Annotated in this window: 15 protein-coding genes; 9 read left to right on the top strand and 6 right to left on the bottom strand. The window is 41.0% G+C overall.

Annotation, left to right across the window (positions count from 1 at the left end):
- Positions 1-16 precede the first annotated feature (16 nt).
- The 9 genes from ACTJKC_RS19680 (at position 17) to ACTJKC_RS19640 (ending at position 11,426) form a co-directional block, all read left to right on the top strand.
- Complete coding sequence (locus tag ACTJKC_RS19680; protein WP_344853633.1) at positions 17-874, top strand: SPFH domain-containing protein; 858 nt, start codon at positions 17-19, stop codon at positions 872-874.
- Positions 875-877: 3 nt separating this feature from the next.
- A complete protein-coding gene (locus tag ACTJKC_RS19675; RefSeq protein WP_440794587.1) occupies positions 878-1,399 on the top strand; it encodes a hypothetical protein in 522 nt (173 codons plus the stop codon).
- Positions 1,400-1,401: 2 nt separating this feature from the next.
- Positions 1,402-1,569: a ribbon-helix-helix domain-containing protein gene (locus ACTJKC_RS19670; protein WP_115401408.1), complete on the top strand. Its 168-nt coding sequence runs from the start codon at positions 1,402-1,404 to the stop codon at positions 1,567-1,569.
- A 537-nt stretch (positions 1,570-2,106) separates the two neighbouring features.
- A complete protein-coding gene (locus ACTJKC_RS19665; RefSeq protein ID WP_440794585.1) occupies positions 2,107-3,282 on the top strand; it encodes an acetyl-CoA C-acyltransferase in 1,176 nt (391 codons plus the stop codon).
- A 29-nt stretch (positions 3,283-3,311) separates the two neighbouring features.
- The gene (locus ACTJKC_RS19660) at positions 3,312-4,208 is read left to right on the top strand and encodes a hypothetical protein (protein ID WP_440794583.1); all 897 of its coding nucleotides are present in this window, start codon (positions 3,312-3,314) and stop codon (positions 4,206-4,208) included.
- Between the two features lie 100 nt (positions 4,209-4,308).
- On the top strand, positions 4,309-5,970 hold the full coding sequence (locus ACTJKC_RS19655) for a peptide MFS transporter (protein ID WP_440794581.1): 1,662 nt from the start codon (positions 4,309-4,311) through the stop codon (positions 5,968-5,970).
- A 42-nt stretch (positions 5,971-6,012) separates the two neighbouring features.
- Positions 6,013-7,647, top strand: coding sequence for a peptide MFS transporter (locus tag ACTJKC_RS19650; RefSeq protein ID WP_344853627.1), 1,635 nt, complete (start codon positions 6,013-6,015; stop codon positions 7,645-7,647).
- Between the two features lie 64 nt (positions 7,648-7,711).
- On the top strand, positions 7,712-9,193 hold the full coding sequence (locus tag ACTJKC_RS19645; protein ID WP_440794579.1) for a peptide MFS transporter: 1,482 nt from the start codon (positions 7,712-7,714) through the stop codon (positions 9,191-9,193).
- Between the two features lie 1,498 nt (positions 9,194-10,691).
- Positions 10,692-11,426, top strand: coding sequence for a polyprenol monophosphomannose synthase (locus ACTJKC_RS19640; protein WP_440794577.1), 735 nt, complete (start codon positions 10,692-10,694; stop codon positions 11,424-11,426).
- 121 nt (positions 11,427-11,547) lie between these two features.
- Here ACTJKC_RS19640 and ACTJKC_RS19635 read toward each other — a convergent pair whose 3' ends face one another.
- The 6 genes from ACTJKC_RS19635 to ACTJKC_RS19610 form a co-directional block, all read right to left on the bottom strand.
- Complete coding sequence (locus ACTJKC_RS19635) at positions 11,548-12,051, bottom strand: YdeI/OmpD-associated family protein (protein WP_440794575.1); 504 nt, start codon at positions 12,049-12,051, stop codon at positions 11,548-11,550.
- 480 nt (positions 12,052-12,531) lie between these two features.
- Positions 12,532-15,546 carry a DNA polymerase III subunit alpha gene (locus ACTJKC_RS19630; protein ID WP_440794573.1) on the bottom strand — a complete coding sequence of 1,005 codons (3,015 nt, stop codon included), beginning with the start codon at positions 15,544-15,546 and terminating at the stop codon, positions 12,532-12,534.
- A gap of 2 nt (positions 15,547-15,548) precedes the next feature.
- The gene (gene dinB, locus ACTJKC_RS19625) at positions 15,549-16,871 is read right to left on the bottom strand and encodes a DNA polymerase IV (RefSeq protein ID WP_440794571.1); all 1,323 of its coding nucleotides are present in this window, start codon (positions 16,869-16,871) and stop codon (positions 15,549-15,551) included.
- A 1,684-nt stretch (positions 16,872-18,555) separates the two neighbouring features.
- The gene (locus tag ACTJKC_RS19620) at positions 18,556-20,517 is read right to left on the bottom strand and encodes an OmpA family protein (protein ID WP_440794569.1); all 1,962 of its coding nucleotides are present in this window, start codon (positions 20,515-20,517) and stop codon (positions 18,556-18,558) included.
- 43 nt (positions 20,518-20,560) lie between these two features.
- Complete coding sequence (locus tag ACTJKC_RS19615) at positions 20,561-21,532, bottom strand: PorP/SprF family type IX secretion system membrane protein (protein WP_440794567.1); 972 nt, start codon at positions 21,530-21,532, stop codon at positions 20,561-20,563.
- A 59-nt stretch (positions 21,533-21,591) separates the two neighbouring features.
- The coding region (locus ACTJKC_RS19610) for a gliding motility-associated C-terminal domain-containing protein (protein WP_440794565.1) at positions 21,592-22,386 on the bottom strand (795 nt) is incomplete at its 5' end.

Genomic DNA, 22,386 nt, shown 5'->3' with positions numbered 1-22,386 from the left:
CAAATTAATATCAATTATGTATCAGGAAAAAATCATCAGCCCTCCTTCTGGGTATTTAACTTTCGCCATAAGCATTGCTTTATTGGTGGCTTCAATTTTATGTTTTGTTTCAGAAATCTTTTTATGGGGAGGGATTTTACTGGCTGTGGATATATTTTTAATCTTCCCGGGCTTTTTAATCATCAACCCCAACCAATCGATGGTATTAACCTTATTTGGGAAATACCTGGGCACGGTAAAAGCTGATGGATTTTTCTGGGTAAACCCCTTAACCGCCAAAAGAAGGTTATCGTTAAAAGCAAATAACCTTAACGGGCAGCAGTTAAAAGTAAACGATAAACTGGGTAACCCGATCGAAATTGCCGCGGTGGTGGTATGGAAAGTGAACGAAACAGCCAAAGCAGTTTTCTCTGTAGAAAATTATATGCAGTATGTAAATATCCAGAGCGAAGCCGCGGTAAGGCATTTAGCCAACATTTTCCCCTACGATCATGCCGAAGGCGAGGAAACCAGTATTACGCTAAAAGATGGCGCCGAAAAAGTAAGCGAATTACTGGAAAATGAACTGAATGAACGTTTATCAAGAGCAGGGATTGAAGTTCTGGAAGCAAGGATTTCGCATTTGGCTTATGCGCCCGAAATTGCCAGCGCCATGTTACAGCGTCAGCAGGCCACAGCTGTAATTGCAGCCCGTAAATTAATTGTAGAAGGCGCCGTAGGCATGGTAGAAATGGCTTTAGAGAAATTATCACAAAAAGGCATTGTAGAACTGGATGAAGAACGCAAAGCAGCCATGGTAAGTAATTTACTGGTGGTACTTTGTGGCGACCGCCATGTGCAACCTGTAGTAAATACCGGTACCTTATATAATTAAGCGATGGAATTTGAGGAGAAACAAGGCTTAAAAATCTGGTGGTTATATCTTATAACCGGGGTAACAATATTCCCGACATTGGCGATATTGATCTTCCAGAAAAACGGACCAAGCCTGTCAGAGTTGCAAAAAATGTATTTTGCTCCATTATTGGCCGTTTTTCTGCCATTTTTAATCATTTTTATAGTGCAGCAAAATAAGTTGACCTTAAAAATAAATGCTCAGGGTTTATCTTACCGCTACTTCCCTTTCCATTTCAAGCCGAGCCATTTCCATTGGATGAGCATTGAAAAAGCATACATCCGCAAATATGATGCATTTTCTGAATACGGCGGTTACGGTGTTAAAACGCGTTTATGGTTTAAACTTAAAGATAAGGCTTTCATTTTAAACGATAAAAACAGGGGCTTGCAACTGGAATTTAAAAATGGAAAAAAACTTTTGTTCAGTTCCAATAAAATAGAAGAGCTGGAAATGTTCCTCCTAAATTTAAAAACGAGGTATAATATACAAGCAATACAATAAGAATGGCGGAGAAAGATAAAAAAGCTTTTGTATTAAGAATAAGTCCTGCTTTATTAAAAGAAGTAGAAATCTGGGCTGCAGATGAGTTCAGGAGCACCAACGGGCAGATTGAGTTTCTGCTTACCCAGGCCTTAAAATCCAGGAAAAAAGGTAAGGCGAAAGAAGAATAGACTAAAAGATAGTAGATGCAGATATGCAACATTCAACTGGATTTTTTGAACTTTCAAAGGTCAAGGCACCGGTAAGCTGCAAATTGTAAATTGCAAATAATATGGGCGTTCCACAGGGGGGCGGGCTTTGCAGGGCTGCGCTGCGCTCCGGTACCGATGAAGAACCGGTACTGAACCCTTACAATCCCTAACGCAAAACCCACAGGCCTGCCATAAACACCGAACCAAGCATTTCCAAAAAAAATTGACCACCGAGCTGACGCTCGTTTCTAACAAGCGTTAAATAATTTTACATTTACCACGATAGAATCGTATAGCTATTTATGCACTCGTTTGGAAACGAGCGCAAGCGTTCTCCCAAAAAATTATTTCCTATTTAACAAACCTCATAGGTTTACATAGAACCTTAAAATTTATTATGATCAGAAGGTGCTAAAATCATTTGCAGTAAGTTATTTTAAAGCCTGCAGGTTTTGGAAACATGAGCGGTTTAATTAACTTAGCGGCCTAACCAAAAATTCATTAAAAATTTTGTACATGAAAGAAGTTGTAATTGTATCAGCTGTAAGAACCCCTATTGGAAGTTTTGGAGGCTCATTGGCCCAATTTTCTGCTACTCAGCTTGGAGGCTTCGCTATCAGGGCCGCCATCGAAAAAGCCGGCTTAAAACCAGAACAGATCCAGGAAGTATATATGGGCAATGTGTTATCGGCCAATTTAGGTCAGGCACCAGCCACACAAGCTGCAAAAGCCGCCGGTTTACCTGATTTACCTGCAACTACCATTAATAAAGTATGCGCATCAGGCACTAAAGCCATTATGCTTGCCGCACAGAGTATTGCCAATGGCGACAATGATATTATTGTGGCCGGGGGTATGGAAAGCATGAGCAATGTACCCTATTACCTTGATAAAGCCAGAAATGGTTACCGTTTAGGCCATGGACAGTTAACCGATGGACTGGTAAAAGATGGACTTTGGGATGTGTACAACGATTACCACATGGGCTCTGCAGCCGAACTTTGTGCTACAGAATGTAACATCAGTCGAGAGGCACAGGATCATTTCGCAATAGAATCTTACAAACGAGCACAAGCTGCACAAACTTCGGGCAAATTTGCCGGAGAAATTGTAGCGGTAGAGGTAAAAGACCGTAAAGGTGAAATCACCTTGGTTGATACCGACGATGAACCTACAGCTGTTAAATTTGATAAAATCCCCTCGTTAAAACCCGTTTTTAAAAAAGATGGAACGGTAACCGCGGCAAATGCTTCTACCTTAAATGATGGTGCAGCCGCTTTGGTTTTAATGAGTGCTGATAAAGCAAAAGAGCTGGGTATAACACCATTGGCTAAAATTTTAGGCTATGCTGACGCACAACAGGCACCAGAATGGTTTACCACAGCACCTTCAAAAGCCATTCCGCTAGCTTTACACAAAGCAAATGTAGACATTAAGGATGTTGATTTTTTCGAAATTAACGAAGCTTTTTCTGTAGTATCGTTAGCAAACAACCAATTATTAAATTTAAACGAAAACCAGGTAAATGTTAATGGTGGCGCAGTTTCTTTAGGTCACCCGCTGGGTGCATCGGGCGCAAGAATAGTAGTTACCCTGCTTTCAGTACTGGCACAGAACGATGGAAAAATTGGTGTTGCCGGTATTTGTAACGGTGGTGGTGGTGCCAGTGCATTAGTGATCGAAAAGTTATAATCTGGAAGTTTTAGCTATCTTAGATACGCATGAAGTTTTTCAAGTTCAACATATTTTTAATTCTGGCCCTGCTGAGCTTTAACCTGAAAGCGCAGCAGGTTGCCAGCAAACTGGGTGTTTTTCAGGATACGCTGATCAAAATATCAGCAAATACTGTTGCCGCGCAAAGCGATGCTCAAAAAACGGAATTCAATAGCAGGTTTGTAAAAACCCTGGTAGAGGCACTAAAAATGCCAAATTCTTTTTCATTCCCATTCGATTCGCTAAAAAATGTATCGGTAATTAAATCTCCTGATCAGGCTTTCAGGATTTTGAGCTGGTATGTTCAATTAGAAAATGGTTCTTACCGCTATTATGGCGCCATCCAGATGAATACCAAAAGCGGTCCGTTAAAATTGTTTCCGCTCATCGATCAGACCGAAAACCTGAACGATCCTAATATCATCACCAATAACCAGAAATGGTTTGGAGCGAGGTATTATGAAATAATTCCGGTAACGAGTGGAAACCAGTTGCCTTATTATGTGCTTTTGGGCTGGAAAGGCAATACACAGGCAACTACTAAAAAAGTGATCGAAATTCTTTCGTTTGATAAGGAAACCCTCACTTTGGGTGCGCCAGTTTTTGACGGAAAAGAACTAAAGGGAAAGAACAGGCTAATATTCGAATATGCAAAATCGAATGCCATGACCTTGAAAACGGATATGAAGGCAGGAATGATTATATTCGATCACCTGGCATCTTTTGATCCTGAAATAAAAGGAAGGTTCGAATATTATGGATCGGACGGAACTTTTGACGGTTTCAAAATTATTGGCGGTAAATTAAAACTCCAGGAAGAACTGGTACTTAACAACGATCCGAACGCAAACGACGAGCTTTATGCAGACCCCAAAAAAAATGTAAAACCCATCAGAAAGTTCTGATTTTTAACCAGGCTTAACAAATCATTTACCTGCCATATGGTTTAAAAATTTGCCAGAATGGCCTCCACTCGCTATATTGCGCCCTAAAAACTTTTCCTAAATGCCCGCAACAAACCAAACCAAACATCCTAAAGGCTTAAAATTCCTTTTTTTATCAGAAATGTGGGAACGTTTTGGTTACTATTTAATGATCGGCATTTTTACGCTTTATTTAAAGGATGTGAAAGCAGGTTTTGCCATGACTGAGGCAGAATCAGCTGATTTGTACGGAACATTTATCGCCCTGGTATTTTTAACACCATTTTTAGGTGGCTTACTTGCTGATAGATACCTCGGTTATGCCAAATCGATCATTATTGGCGGCCTCATGATGGGTGTAGGCTATTGTTTAATGGGCGTGCACAGTTTGCCCATGCTTTACCTGGCCATGACCCTTGTTATTTTGGGAAATGGCTTTTTTAAACCCAATATTTCTACTTTATTGGGCAATATTTATTCAACCCCTGAGTATCAGGCTAAAAAAGACGACGGTTATAATATTTTCTACATGGGTATTAACGTTGGTGCGTTTATATGCAACTTTTTTGGCGCGGCCCTATACATTATGCTGGGCTGGGAATATGCATTTTTCGCCGCCGGCGTGGGCATGTTTATTGGGGTAGCGGTTTTTACTATGGGACTAAAGCATTACCGGGCTTTCGATATTAAAAAAGGAATGGTTGATGGTGATATGCCTTTCCTTAAAATTTGCTTACTCATTCTCCTACCCTCTGTAATTGCAGGTGTTATCGGCTGGGTGTTGCCAACAAAATCAATTGGTCACCCATTAGTAGGCTCTACCAGCACCGATGCTTTTATATTTGCCTGTTTTCCGGTAATTTATTTCTACAGCACGTTATTTTTTAAAGCCAGTAAAGAAGAAAAACGGCCGATTGCAGCTTTGTTAACCATTTTTGTAGTCGTAATATTATTCTGGGCCGTATTTAAACAAAACGGTACCGCTTTAACTACCTGGGCCGACCGCTATACCGACCGGAGCCTCACCAATCCTACCGCAAAAAACACTTTTTCAAACTTAAGCCTGTCACAAAATTTAGTTTACAAAAAAGACAGCTTGGCACTTTACGATCATGCTTTCCGTTTGCAAAAAGTAGATGGTGTGGTGCAGAAAGAATACAATTATCCTGTTTATTTTAAAAATGTACCCGCGGCAGAATTGCCAAAAGAAGGCGAAGGGGTAGAATTATGGGCTACAAATTTAAGCCAATCCATTAATCCGGCCTGGGTAATCCTGTTAACGCCATTGGTTGTTGCCTTTTTTACCTGGCTACGCAGCAGAGGCAAAGAACCGAGCACGGCAAGTAAAATCATATTCGGCATATTCATATCCGCAATTTCTGTCCTGGTGATGATTACAGCTGTTTATATCGGTAAAAACGGATCCGAAAAAGTTTCGGTACTCTGGCTGATGGGCACTTACGGTATCATTACCATTGGCGAACTCTTTTTAAGTCCGATGGGTTTATCATTGGTATCAAAACTAAGCCCGGTTAGGATCACCTCTTTAATGATGGGCGGCTGGTTTGTCTCTACCTCAATCGGCAATAAACTTTCTGGCGTACTGGCTACCCTTTGGGATACTTACGAAGACAAATCCAATTTCTTTTGGGTAAACTTCTCGCTGCTAATGGCTTCGGCAGTAATTGGCCTGGTGTTATTAAAATGGTTAAATAACATCATGAAAGCATACGGCATTAAATAAAATTTTATCACATTCAACAACAAACAAACTAAAATACTGAATATGACATCAATACCAAATCAATCTAAAGGCCATCCCAAGGGTTTATACGTGTTATTTGCCACAGAAATGTGGGAGCGTTTCAACTATTACGGCATGCGGGCAATCCTTGTGCTGTTTATGACCAAAGCCCTGTTATTTGATAAAGCTTTTGCTTCTAACCTTTATGGTAGTTATACCGGCTTAGTTTACTTAACACCGCTAATTGGTGGCTACATTGCCGACCGCTACTGGGGGAATAAAAAATCGATTATCACCGGTGGATTAATGATGGCCCTTGGTGAGTTTGTACTTTTCTTCTGCGCAACACTGTTCCACAGTAATCCATCTCTGTCGGCCTTTCTGTTTTTTACAGGTCTTGGCTTTATGATTGCCGGAAATGGTTTTTTTAAACCAAATATTTCTTCGCTGGTTGGTCAGTTATATCCTAAAGGCGATAAAAGAAGCGATGCGGCTTATACCATTTTTTACATGGGTATAAACGTTGGTGGTGCATTAGGCCCTATCGTTTGTGGTTTTTTAGGCGATACCGGAAATCCGTTAGATTTTAAATGGGCATTTTTTGCAGGAGGTGTAGCCATGCTTTTAGGTGTTCTGGTACAAATCTTATTTCAGAAAAAATATGTGGTAGCACCTGATGGTAAAGAGTTAGGCGTTGTTCCTGCAGGGACACCTAAAGCGGCTTTAAACCCACTGGTTATTGGTTTTGGTCTGGCAGCTTTTTCTGCATTAATGATTGGTTTATTTTATATTGATGCAAAAGTATTCAGTTTTTTAACCTATTTATTGGTGGCTTCGGTACTGTTTATTGCTTTTATTATCTTTTCCAATAAATCGTTGAGTATTATCGAAAAACAACGTATTGGTGTAATTTTTATCGTTGCCTTTTTCGTTATCTTTTTCTGGAGTGCCTTTGAACAGGCTGGTGCTTCTCTAACTTTCTTCGCAGCAGAACAAACACAACGAGATTTAGGCTTTATTACCGTGCCTGCAAGTATTTTTGCTTCGTTAAATTCTATTTTTGTAGTAACATTTGCACCGATTTTTGCCTGGCTATGGATTAAATTAGGTAAAAACGAACCATCATCACCAACTAAAATGGCATTAGGTTTATTCTTACTTGCTTTAGGTTATTTATGGATTGCTTTTGGCGTTAAAGATGTATCATCGTCAGTCAAAGTAAGCATGATGTGGTTAATCGGGATGTACGCCTTGCATACGTGTGGCGAGCTTTGCCTGTCTCCTATCGGTTTATCTTTGGTAAATAAACTGGCACCGTTAAAATTCGGTTCGCTGTTAATGGCGGTTTGGTTTTTAGCCAATGCTGCTGCCAACAAATTTGCCGGAATTTTAAGTAGTTTATATCCTCCGGGAACAGCAGAAATTAAACAGGCTGCTGATGCAGGTATTAACCTTCAACCAATTTTATCTAAAACGGTTACACCAAGTGCTGCAGAACTGGCAAAATTGAAAGATTTAAAAATTCCTTTCGAATATCAATCTATTTTAGGCATCCAGATTAATTCGTTGTACGAGTTTTTTATGATGTTTGTGGTAATGGCCGGCATTGCGTCGCTTATCTTATTTGCAATTACCAAAAAACTGCAAAAAATGATGCACCAGGATATTCTGGACTAATTTAAAACACAACCATATAGAAAGCCCGGCTCCGATCGGGCTTTTAATTTTTAAACCTATTTTAATGGAAAAAACAGTTTCAATAGAAGAGATCCAGAATTTTGAAGGAAAATACCCGAAGCAACTCTGGCACTTATCGCTGGTAGAAATGTGGGAACGTTTCTGTTTTTATGGTATGCGGGGTGTACTGGCCTTTTTTATGGTAGATCAGCTGGGTTTGAGCGATCAGAAATCGAACCTGCAATATGGTGCCATCCAGGCTTTTGTGTATGCTTTCACTTTTATTGGCGGCATTTTCGCCGATAAGATCCTGGGTTTCAGGAAATCGCTTTTTTGGGGCGGTTCACTCATGATTATCGGTAATCTTGTTTTGGCATTTTCTCCTCACGACCTTTTTTACGTAGGTATTACCCTATCCATCATTGGTACAGGTTTTTTCAAACCCAATGTATCTTCAATGGTAGGCGAGCTTTACCATGAAAAAGATAACCGAAGAGATGCTGGCTACGGACTTTTTTACGCTGGCATTAACGTTGGAGGCCTCTTGGGCGGCGCCATGTGTATTTATCTGGGTAAATATTATAACTGGCATTTATGTTTCTTATCTGCTGCCCTGGTGATGATGTTTGGTTTAGGTACCTTTATTTTTACTAAAAAATACCTGGGTCCGATAGGAAATTCCCCATTGCTCCACCTCAAAAAATCAAAACAGCAATTATCAGAAATCGCTGTTTATGCAGGATCAATAGTCTGTATTCCATTGATTTACATCATGGTAAAAAATACGGCCTTTACGGATTATTTCATGTACACCATCGGTATTATTGCTATGATTTATTTCCTGTACGAAACGTTTAGCATAAAAGATAAAACAGCACAATATAAATTGCTCGCAGCCTTTGTATTCATTTTCTGTTATTTCATTTTTATGGCCATATCCGAACAAAGCGGTGGTTCATTGTCCCTGTTTGCTAAAGATAACCTCGACCATAAAATTCTATTCCTCAATATGGATCCCAATGTGGTTAACAATAGCGCAAATTCATTTTTTGTGATCGTTTTTAGTCCCATTGTAGGTATTTTATGGTTAGGCCTCTACAAACGTAAAATAGAACCGAATACAGTTGTAAAATTTGGAATCGGTTTCCTATTACTGGCCTTAAGTTTTTACGTTTTTTATGCCACCAGGTTCTTTGCCAATGCACAGGGAATTAGTTCGCTTAATGTATTTACGTTTGCCTATTTGTTGTTAACGCTTGGCGAGCTTTGCTTAGGTCCGATCGGAATGTCGATTATTACCAAACTATCACCTAAGAAAATGTTCGGGATGATGATGGGGCTCTGGTTTTTATCGAGTGCTTTCGGACAATTGGCTGCAGGTAAACTCGGTGCAGAAATGTCGAGTATTGATCATGCTTCGTTAACCACCAAATTGATGGCCTATACCGAAGGTTATAAAGCCCTGGCCTTGTACTCCTTAATTGCAGGCCTGGCACTCATTATTTTTTCGCAACTGGTAAGGCGCTTAATGCAGGAAGTGAGGTAAGAACAGATCCGTCATTTCGACCGCAGTGGAGAAATCTATTTAAAAAGATCCTGAAACGCGAGTTTAGGATTTCTATTAGAAAATGGGCGGACAGTAGTTCTTGGAGGCCTGCTGTCCTGCTCTTCGTTACAAGTCCTCGCCCTCATGCTTCGGTCTGCGGGCTTTACACTATGATCGGGTTTAGGTACAATGGTTCAGAGCATTAAATTCAAATTCTGCGCAGATCTTAATAGATCCGTCATTTCGACCGCAGTGGAGAAATCTATTTAAAAAGATCCTGAAACGCGAGTTTAGGATAGCTATTAGAAAATGTGCGGACAGTCGTTCTTGGAGGCCTGCTGTCCCGCTCTTCGTTACAAGTCCTCGCCCTCATGCTTCGGTCTGCGGGCTTTACACTATGATCGGGTTTAGGTACAATGGTTCAGAGCATTAAATTCAAATTCTGCGCAGATCTTAATAGATCCGTCATTTCGACCGCAGTGGAGAAATCTATTCAAAAAGATCCTGAAACGCGAGTTTAGGATGACGATTACTATTAGAAAATGTGCGGACAGTAATTCTTGGAGGCCTGCTGTCCCGCTCTTCGTTACAATGGTTTAGTGCCTTAAATTCTAATTCTGAGCAGGTTTTAATAGATCCGTCATTTCGACCGCAGTGGAGAATCTATTTTAAAAAGATCCTGAAACAAGTTCAGTATAACGATTACTATTAGAAAATGTGCGGACAGTCGTTATTGGAGGCCTGCTGTCCCGCTCTTCGTTACAAGTCCTAGCCCTCATGCTTCGGTCTGCGGGCTTTACACTATGATCGGGTTTAGGTACAATGGTTCAGTGCTTTAAATTCTAATTCTGCGCAGATCTTAATAGAATCGTCATTTTCGACCGCAGTGGAGAAATCTATTTAAAAAGATCCAGAAACACGAGTTTAGGATTTCTATTAGAAAATGGGCGGACAGTAGTTCTTAGAGGCCTGCTGTCCCGCTCTTCGTTACAAGTCATCGCCCTCATGCTTCGGTCTGCGGGCTTTCCACTACGATCGGGTTTAGGTACAATGGTTCAGTGCCTTAAATTCTAATTCTGCGCAGGTTTAATAGAATCGTCATTTCGACCGCAGTGGAGAAATCTATTTAAAAAGATCCAGAAACACGAGTTTAGGATTTCTATTAGAAAATGGGCGGACAGTAGTTCTTAGAGGCCTGCTGTCCCGCTCTTCGTTACAAGTCATCGCCCTCATGCTTCGGTCTGCGGGCTTTCCACTACGATCGGGTTTAGGTACAATGGTTCAGTGCCTTAAATTCTAATTCTGCGCAGGTTTAATAGAATCGTCATTTCGACCGCAGTGGAGAAATCTAACAGATAAGGTCCGGATACAAATCCATACCAACAAAAGAAAATTCATGATGATTTCATATTAAATCTTTACTTTCGCCTTTTGAAAGCAAAGCGCATCGTATAAACACAAAAGCAGGAGCTTACCTTATTAAAAAACCACAACAAACGTGTCAGATAGTTTAGTCATCATTCCCACCTACAACGAGAAGGAAAATATCGAAAAGATCATTAGAAAGGTTTTTTCTTTAACCCAGCCTTTTCACGTTTTAATTATTGATGATGGTTCGCCGGATGGAACTGCCGAAATTGTAAAATCATTACAGGCCGAATACGACGGGCATCTTTTTATCGAAGAACGTGCAGGTAAACAAGGTCTGGGTACAGCATATATTTATGGTTTTAACTGGGCTTTACAAAGGGCATACCCTTACATTTTCGAAATGGATGCCGATTTCTCACACAACCCGGATGATTTGGCCCGTTTACGCGAAGCTTGTGTAAATGGTGCAGATGTAGCCATAGGTTCGCGTTATGTAAAAGGTGTAAATGTGGTAAACTGGCCAATGGGCAGGGTTTTAATGTCGTACTTCGCTTCGATGTACGTACGCTTCATTACAAGAATTAATATTCAGGATGCTACTGCTGGTTTCAAATGTTACCGCAAAATCGTGTTAGAAACCATTCCGCTCAACAAAATTAAATTTGTAGGCTACGCCTTTCAGATCGAAATGAAATTTACCGCCATTAAATTCGGTTTTAAGGTAGTCGAAGTGCCTATTATCTTTACCGACCGTACCGAAGGAACTTCTAAAATGAGTACCAAAATTTTTAGAGAGGCCTTTCTGGGGGTTATTCAAATGAAAATGAACAGTTGGTTTAGAAATTATAGTCGGAAGGTTTAAGTTTGGAGCCGGAAGACTGGAGTTGAGAGTTGCCAAATGTCAATCGTCCCAAGCTCAGAAATTTGAATTTAACCGTTAAATGTTTCTGCTCTTTGTAAACTCCGCACTCAAAATTCCAAACTTACAACTTACTTTCCCTCATCATTGCGCCGAAATCCTGTTCCTTATCCATTGCTTTAACCGTCATGGTAAGTCGTTTTGTGCGTGTGGCTTCGGTTTTCGCCTGATTGATCCAGTTGATGTAATAATTCTGGTGTGATTTAGGTTGTTTTAAGAAATTCCGGATGAGGTGTTCTTCTTCCGAAAGGCAGATTTCGAGATCCTCAGGCATTTCGATCTTAAAATCTTTATCTTCTTCTAAATACAGTTCGATAGCTGCTCCTGCTTCTTTTTTTAGTTTTTTACGGAGTTCGCCTTTTAAGGCAATAATAAAATCGCCCTCGCCCATTGGGATGGTTGCCAGTCCCGCTACCTCAACCTGATCTATTTTCCCTTTTACCCTGAAACTCTTTTTGCAACCTGGCTTCATTTCGCTGGCTAAAGCAGCAGAAATAAATACATAACTCCAGCCGGTTTTTTCGCCCATGGCTTCGAAACGTTCTATTTCTGCTTTAAAGTGGATCATGGTTTAAATATAAAAAATTATGTTTTAACTGGTAAATGATAAAATCCTTAGCAATAGATACTCTTCATAGAGGAATCGTCATCTCGACTGAAGCAACGCGAAACGGAGAGATCTGTAACTAGAAAGAATTTATCGGTCTACCAGTCATTCCCGCGCAGGCGGGAACCTTAAACCTCAAGCTAGTAGCTACCGTTGTAAGATTGCTTCGTCGGCTGAAAAGCCTCCTCGCAATGACGATCTCTTAAAGAAAATCTTATTCGGCTCAAAAAAAAGCCATTTTATGAGCCGATTAGCTAAATTATTCGGCTCATGATATTTAGAATGTATTTGAAATTTATAACAGTTGAGCTTTATTGTTTGTACCATAGGAGGCATTTAAGAACATATAAGTTTAATATCATCCTTCCCGCGTAGGCATGAATTTTAAAGCTTATTGCATTAAGATTCCCAATCAAGTTGGGAATGACGAATCCTTATTTTTTAATCAATCGCCACCGGGTTCATCTGGATATCCAGCTTGGCAAACTTTAATACTTCAATGCTCTGGAATCCGAAATCTTCAACCACTTTACCTAAAATGAGGTAACAGCCTTTTCCTTTAAAAGGGTACATCGGTGTGGTGTTAGGGAAATGGGTGGTATCGAAGAAATCGCCGTTTGCATCTAAAAAGGTACCGAACCACATTTTGGTATTTTTAATGGTATGCACTGTTTTTTCACATACATAATTACCTACCATCCTTACGGTTTTACCTAAATATTTGTGCAGATCGGCTGTCATTACATCACCGCGGTAAGGTGTTTTTAAAAAATCGAACATTTTATAATTAAGCGGATACCCCAGTAGTTCGAGTTCGGTATAGGCATTTTCGAGTTCCGAATCCATTAATGCAGGCAGCTCATAAGTTTTGTAACTCAGCTTGAAAAGCTCAGCATGGTTTACCTTTTTCTGTTTAAAGCCAAGGTAATTGTGCACGTCCCAAAGCAGGGTTTTGCGGTCTTTCCCAGTAAAGCGAAATGCACCCAGGCGGATTAAGAGAATGGCCTGTTCGAGCGAAACGCAGGTTCGTTTCACAAAGTCTTCGAGATCGAGATATGGCCCGTTTGCTTTGCGTTCCTGAGGAATAATTTTAATGTTTTTTTCTTCCAAACCCTGAATGCCAATGAAACCCAGATGGGCATCTTCGCCTGTTATGGTTACCACTTCATCACTTTGATTAACACAGGGCAGATGCACCCTCGCGCCTGCTTTTTGCAGTTCGTGCACATATACCCAGCGACTATAAAAACCACCATAATTATTGAGCACCGCAACCATAAACTCCTTAGGGTAATAGGTTTTTAAGTAAAGGCTCTGATAACTTTCTACGGCAAATGAGGCCGAATGTGCCTTAGAAAAACTATAACCCGCAAAAGATGAAATCTGCCGCCATACTTCGTTAACCAGTTCTTCGGAATGCCCCTGGTTCCTGGCCGAAACTTTAAATTTGTTCACCAACTCTTCAAAAGCGAGTTTAGACCGGTATTTACCACTCATGGCCTTGCGGAGGATATCGGCATCGGCCAGATCCAGACCTGCAAAATAATGGCAAACTTTAATTACATCTTCCTGATAAACCATTACACCATAGGTTTCGCCAAGCCGCTCTTTCATCACGTCACAGAGGTACACTACTTTTTCGGGCGCATGATAGCGCTCGATATAGGATTTCATCATGCCTGAGCTGGCTACTCCCGGGCGGATAATGGAGCTGGCCGCCACCAGGGTAAGGTAATCATCACATTTTAGCTTTTTAAGCAGTTGCCGCATGGCCGGCGATTCGATGTAAAAACATCCGATAGGTTGTCCTTCTTTAAGAATATTATTTAGCTTCTGATCTTTTTTAAACTTTGGAAAATCGTGGATATCGACCTCTTTTCCTCTATTCTTTTTAATTAATTGCACGGCCTCACGGATGTGCCCAATGCCCCGCTGACTCAAAATATCGAATTTTTCGTAACCTATGGCTTCGGCTTCGTACATGTCCCATTGCACCGTTGGAAAACCTTTTGGCGGCATATCTAATGCGGTATAATAGGTAATTGGCTCCTGCGAGATCAGGATCCCCCCGGCATGGATAGAGCGCTGGTTAGGCATACTTTTCATGTAGCGGTGCACAGCCAATAATTTCTGGTAAGTGGCATTGAGCAGGTTTTCGCGTTCTTTGGTGGGATCGGTAAAACTATCTATTTCTTCTTTAGGTAAGCCCATTACCTTGCCAATTTCCCTGATGATTGCGCGGTCTTTAAAAGTACTCATGGTGCCCAAAAAAGCCACATGCCATTTGGGATAACGGTCAAAAATATATTGCTGTATGGTTTCCCTTTCGTCCCATGAAAAATCGATATCAAAATCCGGCGGACTTGTTCTTTTTTCGTGCAGAAAACGTTCGAAATAAAGGTCCAGATCAATGGGATCTACATCGGTAATGCGCAAACAATACGCTACAATGCTGTTAGCACCAGAACCACGGCCTACGTGGTAAAAACCGCAATCTTCCATGGCATAACGTACAATATCATAAGTAATGAGGAAATAGGCGCAAAAGTTTTTAAGTTCGATAATCCGCAGTTCTTTTTCCAACCGCTTAATGGCAATGGCATTGTTATCACCATAACGGTCTCTAAGTCCTTTTTCGGCCAGTTCGCGGAGCATCTTTTTATCACCATCGAAATTAGCTGTATAAAAAAACTTATTTTTTGAGGAAGGCGTGGGCGTATCTTCAAAATAAACACTTAAATCGCAACTATTGATCAACTTTTGTGTGTTTTGAACAATAAAAGGATACTGCTCAAATTGCTGCGTGAGGATTGCTTCGGGGATCAAAAATTCGTCGGGATTGCATTTTTGCTCATCGGGCACTTTACTTAAAAGGGTATTGAGTTCTATTGCCCTTAAATATTCGTGCAGCCGGTAAGTAATTTTATCGCCCACGGTAACGGGATGCCATACCAATAATTTTTCTTTCTGTTTTAAAATCGGATGCCCATACAAAAAATTGAGCTGTTTGCCCCGGATGCCTACGAATTCGTTCTCTTTTAATGTTTGGTTAAAAGTTTTTTGAAAGGGATAAATGATGTACACATTTTCCATTTCGGGCGGAACTTCCGGCAATGGGATATGATAAATGTTATGGTGACTTAAAAACTCGTTCAGCTCGCGCATACCTTCCTTATTTCTGGCAATCCCGACATACAACAACTTGTTACCGATCCTAAATTCGATCCCGGCCACAGGTTTGATCTGGTAAGGAATGTTGCCTCTGTGTATTTCGTCTGCTTCTTTGGCAATACCCTGTTTGTAGCACTCGCGGATAAATTCTACCGCCCCGGTTGAATTGTTTATATCGGTTAATACCATCTGATGGATCCCCAAATGCCGCGCAGTAGCAATAAGCTGATCGATGCTCTGTGTACCATATTTCAGGCTGTAAGAAGAATGTACATTCAAAAACATAACTATTCGTAAGATTTAGTACCTGTTATTCCTTTTTCGCTCATAAAACTCCTGATTTTTGAACGTTTTCTTACTTCCGGCTCCTGATTTGGCTCTTCTTCTTCAGTATTTTTAAGCAGTACTTTCTTTTTTCGTGGATTGTACTTGATTATTTTCCCCTGTTCATCGCGGGGTGGCTGGGTAACAATACAGGCTTTTACTACGGCTTCGGCACCATAATTATTGCGCACTTTATCCATGGCCTGGTAAAGACTATATTCTTCTTCGGCGATATTATACAGGCCGATCTGTTCGTAACCGCTTACCAGATGCGACAATTTAACGCCCACCAAACGCAGTAACATCCGCTTGGAATATACTTTTTCGAATAGACTGTGTGCCTTGCTGATTAGCAGTGAATCGAGCGAGGTGTAAGGGATCCGCTCCTGCTGTGTAACGGTTTCGAAATTGGTATAACGCACGGTTACGGTAATGCAGGCGGTCAGTTTTTTCTGGTTGCGGAGCTGAAAAGTAAGTCCGGTAACCATGCCGGTAATGATGGCTTTAAGTTTGGACATGTCCATGGTATCACTTTCGAAAGTAGCCTGTGTGCCGATCGATTTTCTTTCGCGGTAAGGTACTACGGGTGCGAGATCGATTCCGTTTGCTTTTTGCCAAAGGCTCAATCCGTGCTGCCCCAAGATTTTAAACATAAGCTGTTGGGGAATCTGCGTGAGGGTAAGGATTTCGCGGACGCCCATTTCGCTCAGTTTTTTATAGGTGGCATGACCGATGCCGGGAATTTTATGGATGGCAAGGGGATCGAGAAAAGGGCGCAGCTCGGGATAGGTAACCTGTAATTCACCACCCGGTTTTGATTCGTTAGTGGCAATTTTTGCTACCGTTTTATTAATGGACAAGCCAAAGGAAATGGGTAAACGCATTTCTCTTATAATGGTTTGCCGCAGTTCTGAAGCAAATTTCATGCAACCAAAAAAGCGGTCCATACCGGTCATATCGATATAATGTTCGTCGATACTGGCTTTTTCAAAAAGCGGGACTTTATCGGCAATGATTTCGGTAATATCATGTGATGCTTTGGAATACTCTTCCATGTCGCCCTTTAAAAATATGGCCTGTGGGCACAGTAATTTAGCTGTCCGGCCTGGCATCGCAGAATGTATGCCGTATTTACGGGCTTCGTAACTGCAGGAGGCTACCACGCCCCGATCGCCGCCACCGCCTATAATAACAGGTTTGCCTGTTAGGTTGGGATTTTTTCTGATTTCTACCGACACAAAAAATGCATCTTGATCCATATGAATAATCTGCCTTTCTTTTTCCATTACTATACAATTGGGATGATTGAAAACAAAAATACTAATATTATTAGTTTTAAGCTGATTTAAATTTAGTAATTTTTAAACATAATACTAATTATTTTAGTTTTATTTTTTGAAGTAATTTTAAAAATTGTCTTTCTGCGCAGGCATGAATTTTAAAATTAAGGTTCGGTTAAAGGCACTGAAAACAACGCAGTGGTGCGTAAGGACACGAGCTACGGAATTGGAGATATTCAGCTAACGAATCGCGGTGGTGCGTGAGGACACGAAACACGGAATTAGGATTACCGGAGCAACGCGAAGTGGAGAGACTATTTAGACAGCATTAAATTATTCCATCTTACATTTTCCATTATTTTTTTTGATCATTAAAGAGTTAAGAAAATTAAGCAGAAGAGATATTTAGTTAACGAATCGCGGTGGTGCGTGAGGACACGAACCACGGAATTAAAGAAGTGGAGAGATCTATTTAGACAGCATTAAATTATTCCATCATCCATTTTACATTTTCCGTCATTTTTGACCATTAAGGAGTTAAGAAAATTAAGCAGAGGAGATATTCAGTTAGCGGATTGCGGTGGTGCGTGGAGACACGAACCATGGGATTAAAGAATTGGAGAAATCTATTTGGACAGCATTAAATTATTCCATCATCCATTTTACATTTTCCATCATTTTTGATCATTAAGGAGTTAAGAAAATTAAGCAGAGGAGATATTCAGTTAATGCACCGCGGTGGTGCGTGGGGACACGAACCACGGAATTAAAGAATTGGAGAGATCTATTTGGACAGCATTAAATTATTCCATCATCCATTTTACATTTTCCATCATTTTTGACCATTAAGAACTTAAGGACATTAAGTAGAGGAAATATTTAGTTAACGCATCGCGGTGGTGCGTTGGAACACGAACCATGGGATTAAAGAATTGGAGAGATCTATTTAGACAGCATTAAATTATTCCATCATCCATTTTACATTTTCCATCATTTTTGATCATTAAGGAGTTAAGAAAATTAAATAGAGAAGATATTCAGTTAATGCATCGCGGTGGTGCGTGGGGACACGAGCCACGGAATGGGCTAAGTTATCACATTGACAGATTCCAATAGAAAGATCGTCATCCCGACCGGAGCAACGCGAAGTGGAGATATCTATTTAGACAGCATTAAATTATTCTATCATCCATTTTACATTTTCCGTCATTTTTGATCATTAAGAAGTTAAGAAAGTTAAGCAGAGGAAATATTCAGTTAACGCATCGCGGTGGTGCGTGGGGACACGAACCACGGAATTAAAGAATTGGAGATATCTATTTAGACAACATTAAATTATTCCATCATCCATTTTACATTTTCCGTCATTTTTGATCATTAAGGAGTTAAGAAAATTAAGCAGAGGAAATATTCAGTTAGCGGATTGCGGTGGTGCGTGGGGACACGAACCACGGGATTAAAGAATTGGAGAGATCTATTTGGACAGCATTAAATTATTCCATCATCCATTTTACATTTTCCATCATTTTTGATCATTAAGGAGTTAAGAAAATTAAGCAGAGGAGATATTTAGTTAATGCATCGCGGTGGTGCGTGGGGACACGAACCACGGATGAAACAAAAAAATGCCCCTGATTTTCACCAGAGGCATATACTAAAAAATTGAATATATTGTTTCCTTATCTGTGTTCTATTGTTTTACAATTTTAAACTCGGTACGTCGGTTTAACTGGTGTTCGGCGTCGCTACAATCTACTCCATTGGCACATTTGTTCAGCAATTGAGTTTCGCCATAACCTTTAGCGGTAATGCGGTTTTTATCGATCCCTCTTGAAATGATATACTGTACAGCAGATTCAGCTCTTTTTTGCGACAGGTTTAGGTTGTAATTATCTTTACCCCTGCTATCGGTATGCGAACCTAATTCGATCCAGATGGTTGGGTTATCTTTCATGATTTTAACCAGCTTATCCAGTTCAACCGCAGCATCCGGGCGGATATTCCACTTATCGAAATCGTAGTAAATGTTTTCTAACCTGATGGCTTTATCAATCACCACACCTTCTAAATACAGGTTTTGGGTAAGTACGCTTGAGGTGGTTAAACCAATGGTTGCCAGGTTTTCTACGTCAGACCGATAATCTGTTTTTTCTGCTGAAACATTGTATTCGGTTTCTTTGGCCAGATTAAATTTATAACCCCCGTTATCATCGGTTTCTGTTTTTAAGATCGATCCGTTTACTTTTGCTAAGGTTACCAATGCACCTGCAATAGGCTGATTGGTATTTTTATCAAAAACGCGGCCCTCTAATTTAAAAGCCAGGATCATTTTCTGATCGATGGTATAAATATCATCGCTACCTAAACCACCATCGCGGTTAGAAGAAAGGTACACAATACCGCCTTTTTCGTTCAGGCTAAAGCCGAAATCATCCTGTGGCGAGTTAAAAGGATAACCCATATTTTCGACCTTACCAATGCCACCTCCTTCTCTCAAAGCCTGGTAAACATCCAGTCCGCCCATGCCTACCCTGCCATCGCTTGAGAAATAGAAGTTATCTTTTTCATCAAAAACAGGACTGCGGTCGTTACCTTCGGTATTTACTTCTTTCAGGTTAATTGGTTTACCCCATTCGCCTGCATCGGTTTTTAAACATACATAAATATCGGTACCGCCCAATCCGCCCGGCATGTTGGAAGCAAAATAAAGGCTGTTTCCATCAGTGGTGATAAAAGGATCGCCAACAGAATAATCGTTTACATTGTTATAGGCGAAAGAAACCGGCTCGCTCCATTTACCATCTGCATTTTTGGTGCTGCTGTAAATTTCTACATTTACGGTACTCGGCCTGTTTTTTACTTTTTCGAGCTCGTTAGAGATCCGGGTTAAGGTAAAATACATGGTTTTGCCATCGGTGGTAAAACTTGCGGAACCTACGTGGTACCTTGTTCCTGCTTTGATTGGAAATAATTGAAGGCTATCTTTTGGTGAAGCTTTGAAATACAGTTTCAAATATCCGTTACCTGTCCAGCCGTAAACCTGTTTATCGGGTTCTTTTGATCCGTCGAAACGCAGGAAAGGTTTGCTTTCTTCTGATGCTAAACCTTTGGCAGACCTATCGGAAGTAAACACTACCCCGCCCTGGTAATTAACCGCACCCCAGTCAGACTGCGCACTGTTTAAGTCAACCTGATTGATCAGTTCGATTTTTTTAGGATTTTTGATCCATTTTAAAGCCGAATCGCAGGAAGCAATCAAAACGGCCTGTTGTTTTTCGGATACATCTTTCTTTTTATCGATGTAATTTAAATACTGAAGTTTGGCTTCGCTGTATTTCGAATTGCTTTGTAAAGCTTTGGCATAGCCTAAAATATTTTCAGGTTTGCTTTCCGGCATTTTAGAAGCAATGGCGTACCAGCTTTCGGCCTGTTTGTAGTTATAAACCAATGCATAGGCACTGGCTAAGCGCTCTGCAACGTGTAAGGATTTTTTCTTTTTATAGGCCTGTTCGTACAAATCAATCGCCTTGCTATAATTAAACAGCTCGTACTGTTTATCGGCATCTTTGAGTACATACTGTGCTTTTGCTGAAAAATTGAAAGCTAGTAAACAATATGCAGAAAGGCAGGTACCTATTAAAATTTTCTTCATTATGTTGTTTGGATAATTTAGTCAAAAATACTGAAATACTTGGTTAAAACACCCTTGGAGTTGCCAGCCTGATGTTTGGTTTGATGAATGAATAAGATAAAGAAATTTCGTGCGTTCCGCCGCTGTAGCCCTGCAACGGACCAACGGAGAAATCGTATCCATAACCGATCCTGATTTTCTCTGATGGAAAAATCTGGATTGCTGCTACCGCTGAATTTCGCGGGGTAAGGTCTTTTTGAAGATAACTTTTATCGTACAACTTTACACCTGTACGGTAAGAGCCGCCTACCCAAAGGAAATCTTTAATCATTAAGAATGCATTTACATCTAAACTGGTCGGGCCGCCACGGTCGTCTTTTAACAGGAAGGAAGGTTTGATCTGAAAATCTTCGTTAAGCGGGAACAATGCCCCGGCGGTTAGATAATAATGTGGTTTGGGCTGTGGGATAAAGGCATAGCGGTCGATATTGATGTAAGTGGCAATCAGGTTATCTACCGAGAAACCGGCATAATATTTATCGTTGGCGAAGTACACCCCTGCCCTGGCATCGGGCACAATGGTACTCTGCATGCCTACAGGCTGGTTAGGCTCCGGGTTATTTGGGTTGAGCATGGAACCGTCGATACCCAGCTGAACCATCCCTACCCCAAGGCCTAAAGCTAACCTCGAGCTGCCATCATCGTTCATCCTGATGCGGTAGGCATAGTTGCCATAAATGCTCAGGTTGTTCTGCGCACCCAGTTTATCGCTGGCCACCTGGAGGGCTAGTCCCACGTTACCGCTATTGGCAATGGCATCTACTGCGAGCGACATGCTCCTTGGTGCTCCGGTAATGCCCGTCCATTGGCTACGGTAAAAGCTGTGCACATTGAGTACTTCTTTATAGCCCGCATAGGCAGGATTAATGTAAATTCCGTTAAACATGTACTGACTGTACTGGGCATCCTGTTGTGCAGATACCGGTCGCGAAAGCAACAAAAACGAACCTGCTATTAACCATATTAATTTCTTCATTATCTTAACATCTTAGTGTTCGGCCTGGTTTTAGAAACCTGGCCGAACTAAGTCTTATCCTATTTTTTAAACGCCCTGATTAATGTGATGTAACCTTTGTACACTTCGAACTCCTCGCTGTTTGCCTTTTTAACACGCAATAAGTAGTAGTAAGTACCTTCGTTTAATCCCTCGCCCGTCCAGTTGTTCTGGTAACCTTTGGCATGGAATACTTCATTACCCCATCTGTTTACGATCTGTAGTTCGTTGGCCTGGTATTGGTTTAGGCCAACAATCTCGAAGGTATCGTTAATGCCATCGCCGTTTGGCGTAAACAGGTTTGGAATGGTAATACCGGTGAAGTTTGCCGTTAAGGTTACGGATGCTACATTGGTGTAATAGCCGTAAGCATCTTTTACACGGTAGGTAAACACATCATCGCCCACATAACCCGGATCCGGGGTGTAAGTTACCGTACCATCGGCATTTACTTTTACGGTACCGTGTTTAGGCTGGCTTACAATCTCGACTGTTAATTTATCGAAGGTTGAATTGCCCGGATCATCATTTGCCAGTACATTGATTACCACCGGTGCATTGGCAACGGTTTGCGCCTTATCATCAACAGCTGCCGGCGATTTAGGGAAAGTAGTAACGGTTGGTGTATTGTTGGTTTCGGCTGTTCCGGAAACGTCTGATACATTTGCACCGCCCAGGGTTTTAGCATTTACGGTTGCGGTATTGGTTACCGTACCTAAATCTTTATCGGCCTGGGTTAAGGTGTACACCTCCACATCGGTTGTGGTTGCACCCGGGGCAAGTCCGCCGGCGACGGTAACCACCTTATTGTTTAAGCCCAGTTTTGCATCAGATAA

Source organism: Pedobacter sp. 22226, from assembly GCF_052045455.1.
GTDB classification, from domain to species: domain Bacteria; phylum Bacteroidota; class Bacteroidia; order Sphingobacteriales; family Sphingobacteriaceae; genus Pedobacter; species Pedobacter jeongneungensis.
The sequence above is the reverse complement of the archived record's forward strand: the minus strand, read 5'-3'. Positions and strand labels throughout refer to the sequence as shown.

Excerpts from the sequence above, each read along its gene's own strand:
- ACTJKC_RS19670 (WP_115401408.1), top strand. The coding sequence starts at position 1,402 with ATGGCGGAGAAAGATAAAAAAGCTTTTGTATTAAGAATAAGTCCTGCT.
- ACTJKC_RS19665 (WP_440794585.1), top strand. The coding sequence starts at position 2,107 with ATGAAAGAAGTTGTAATTGTATCAGCTGTAAGAACCCCTATTGGAAGT.
- ACTJKC_RS19620 (WP_440794569.1), bottom strand. The coding sequence starts at position 20,517 with ATGAAGAAAATTTTAATAGGTACCTGCCTTTCTGCATATTGTTTACTA.
- ACTJKC_RS19655 (WP_440794581.1), top strand. The coding sequence starts at position 4,309 with ATGCCCGCAACAAACCAAACCAAACATCCTAAAGGCTTAAAATTCCTT.
- ACTJKC_RS19630 (WP_440794573.1), bottom strand. The coding sequence starts at position 15,546 with ATGTTTTTGAATGTACATTCTTCTTACAGCCTGAAATATGGTACACAG.
- ACTJKC_RS19650 (WP_344853627.1), top strand. The coding sequence starts at position 6,013 with ATGACATCAATACCAAATCAATCTAAAGGCCATCCCAAGGGTTTATAC.
- ACTJKC_RS19645 (WP_440794579.1), top strand. The coding sequence starts at position 7,712 with ATGGAAAAAACAGTTTCAATAGAAGAGATCCAGAATTTTGAAGGAAAA.
- ACTJKC_RS19660 (WP_440794583.1), top strand. The coding sequence starts at position 3,312 with ATGAAGTTTTTCAAGTTCAACATATTTTTAATTCTGGCCCTGCTGAGC.
- dinB (WP_440794571.1), bottom strand. The coding sequence starts at position 16,871 with ATGGAAAAAGAAAGGCAGATTATTCATATGGATCAAGATGCATTTTTT.
- ACTJKC_RS19615 (WP_440794567.1), bottom strand. The coding sequence starts at position 21,532 with ATGAAGAAATTAATATGGTTAATAGCAGGTTCGTTTTTGTTGCTTTCG.
- ACTJKC_RS19675 (WP_440794587.1), top strand. The coding sequence starts at position 878 with ATGGAATTTGAGGAGAAACAAGGCTTAAAAATCTGGTGGTTATATCTT.
- ACTJKC_RS19680 (WP_344853633.1), top strand. The coding sequence starts at position 17 with ATGTATCAGGAAAAAATCATCAGCCCTCCTTCTGGGTATTTAACTTTC.
- ACTJKC_RS19635 (WP_440794575.1), bottom strand. The coding sequence starts at position 12,051 with ATGATCCACTTTAAAGCAGAAATAGAACGTTTCGAAGCCATGGGCGAA.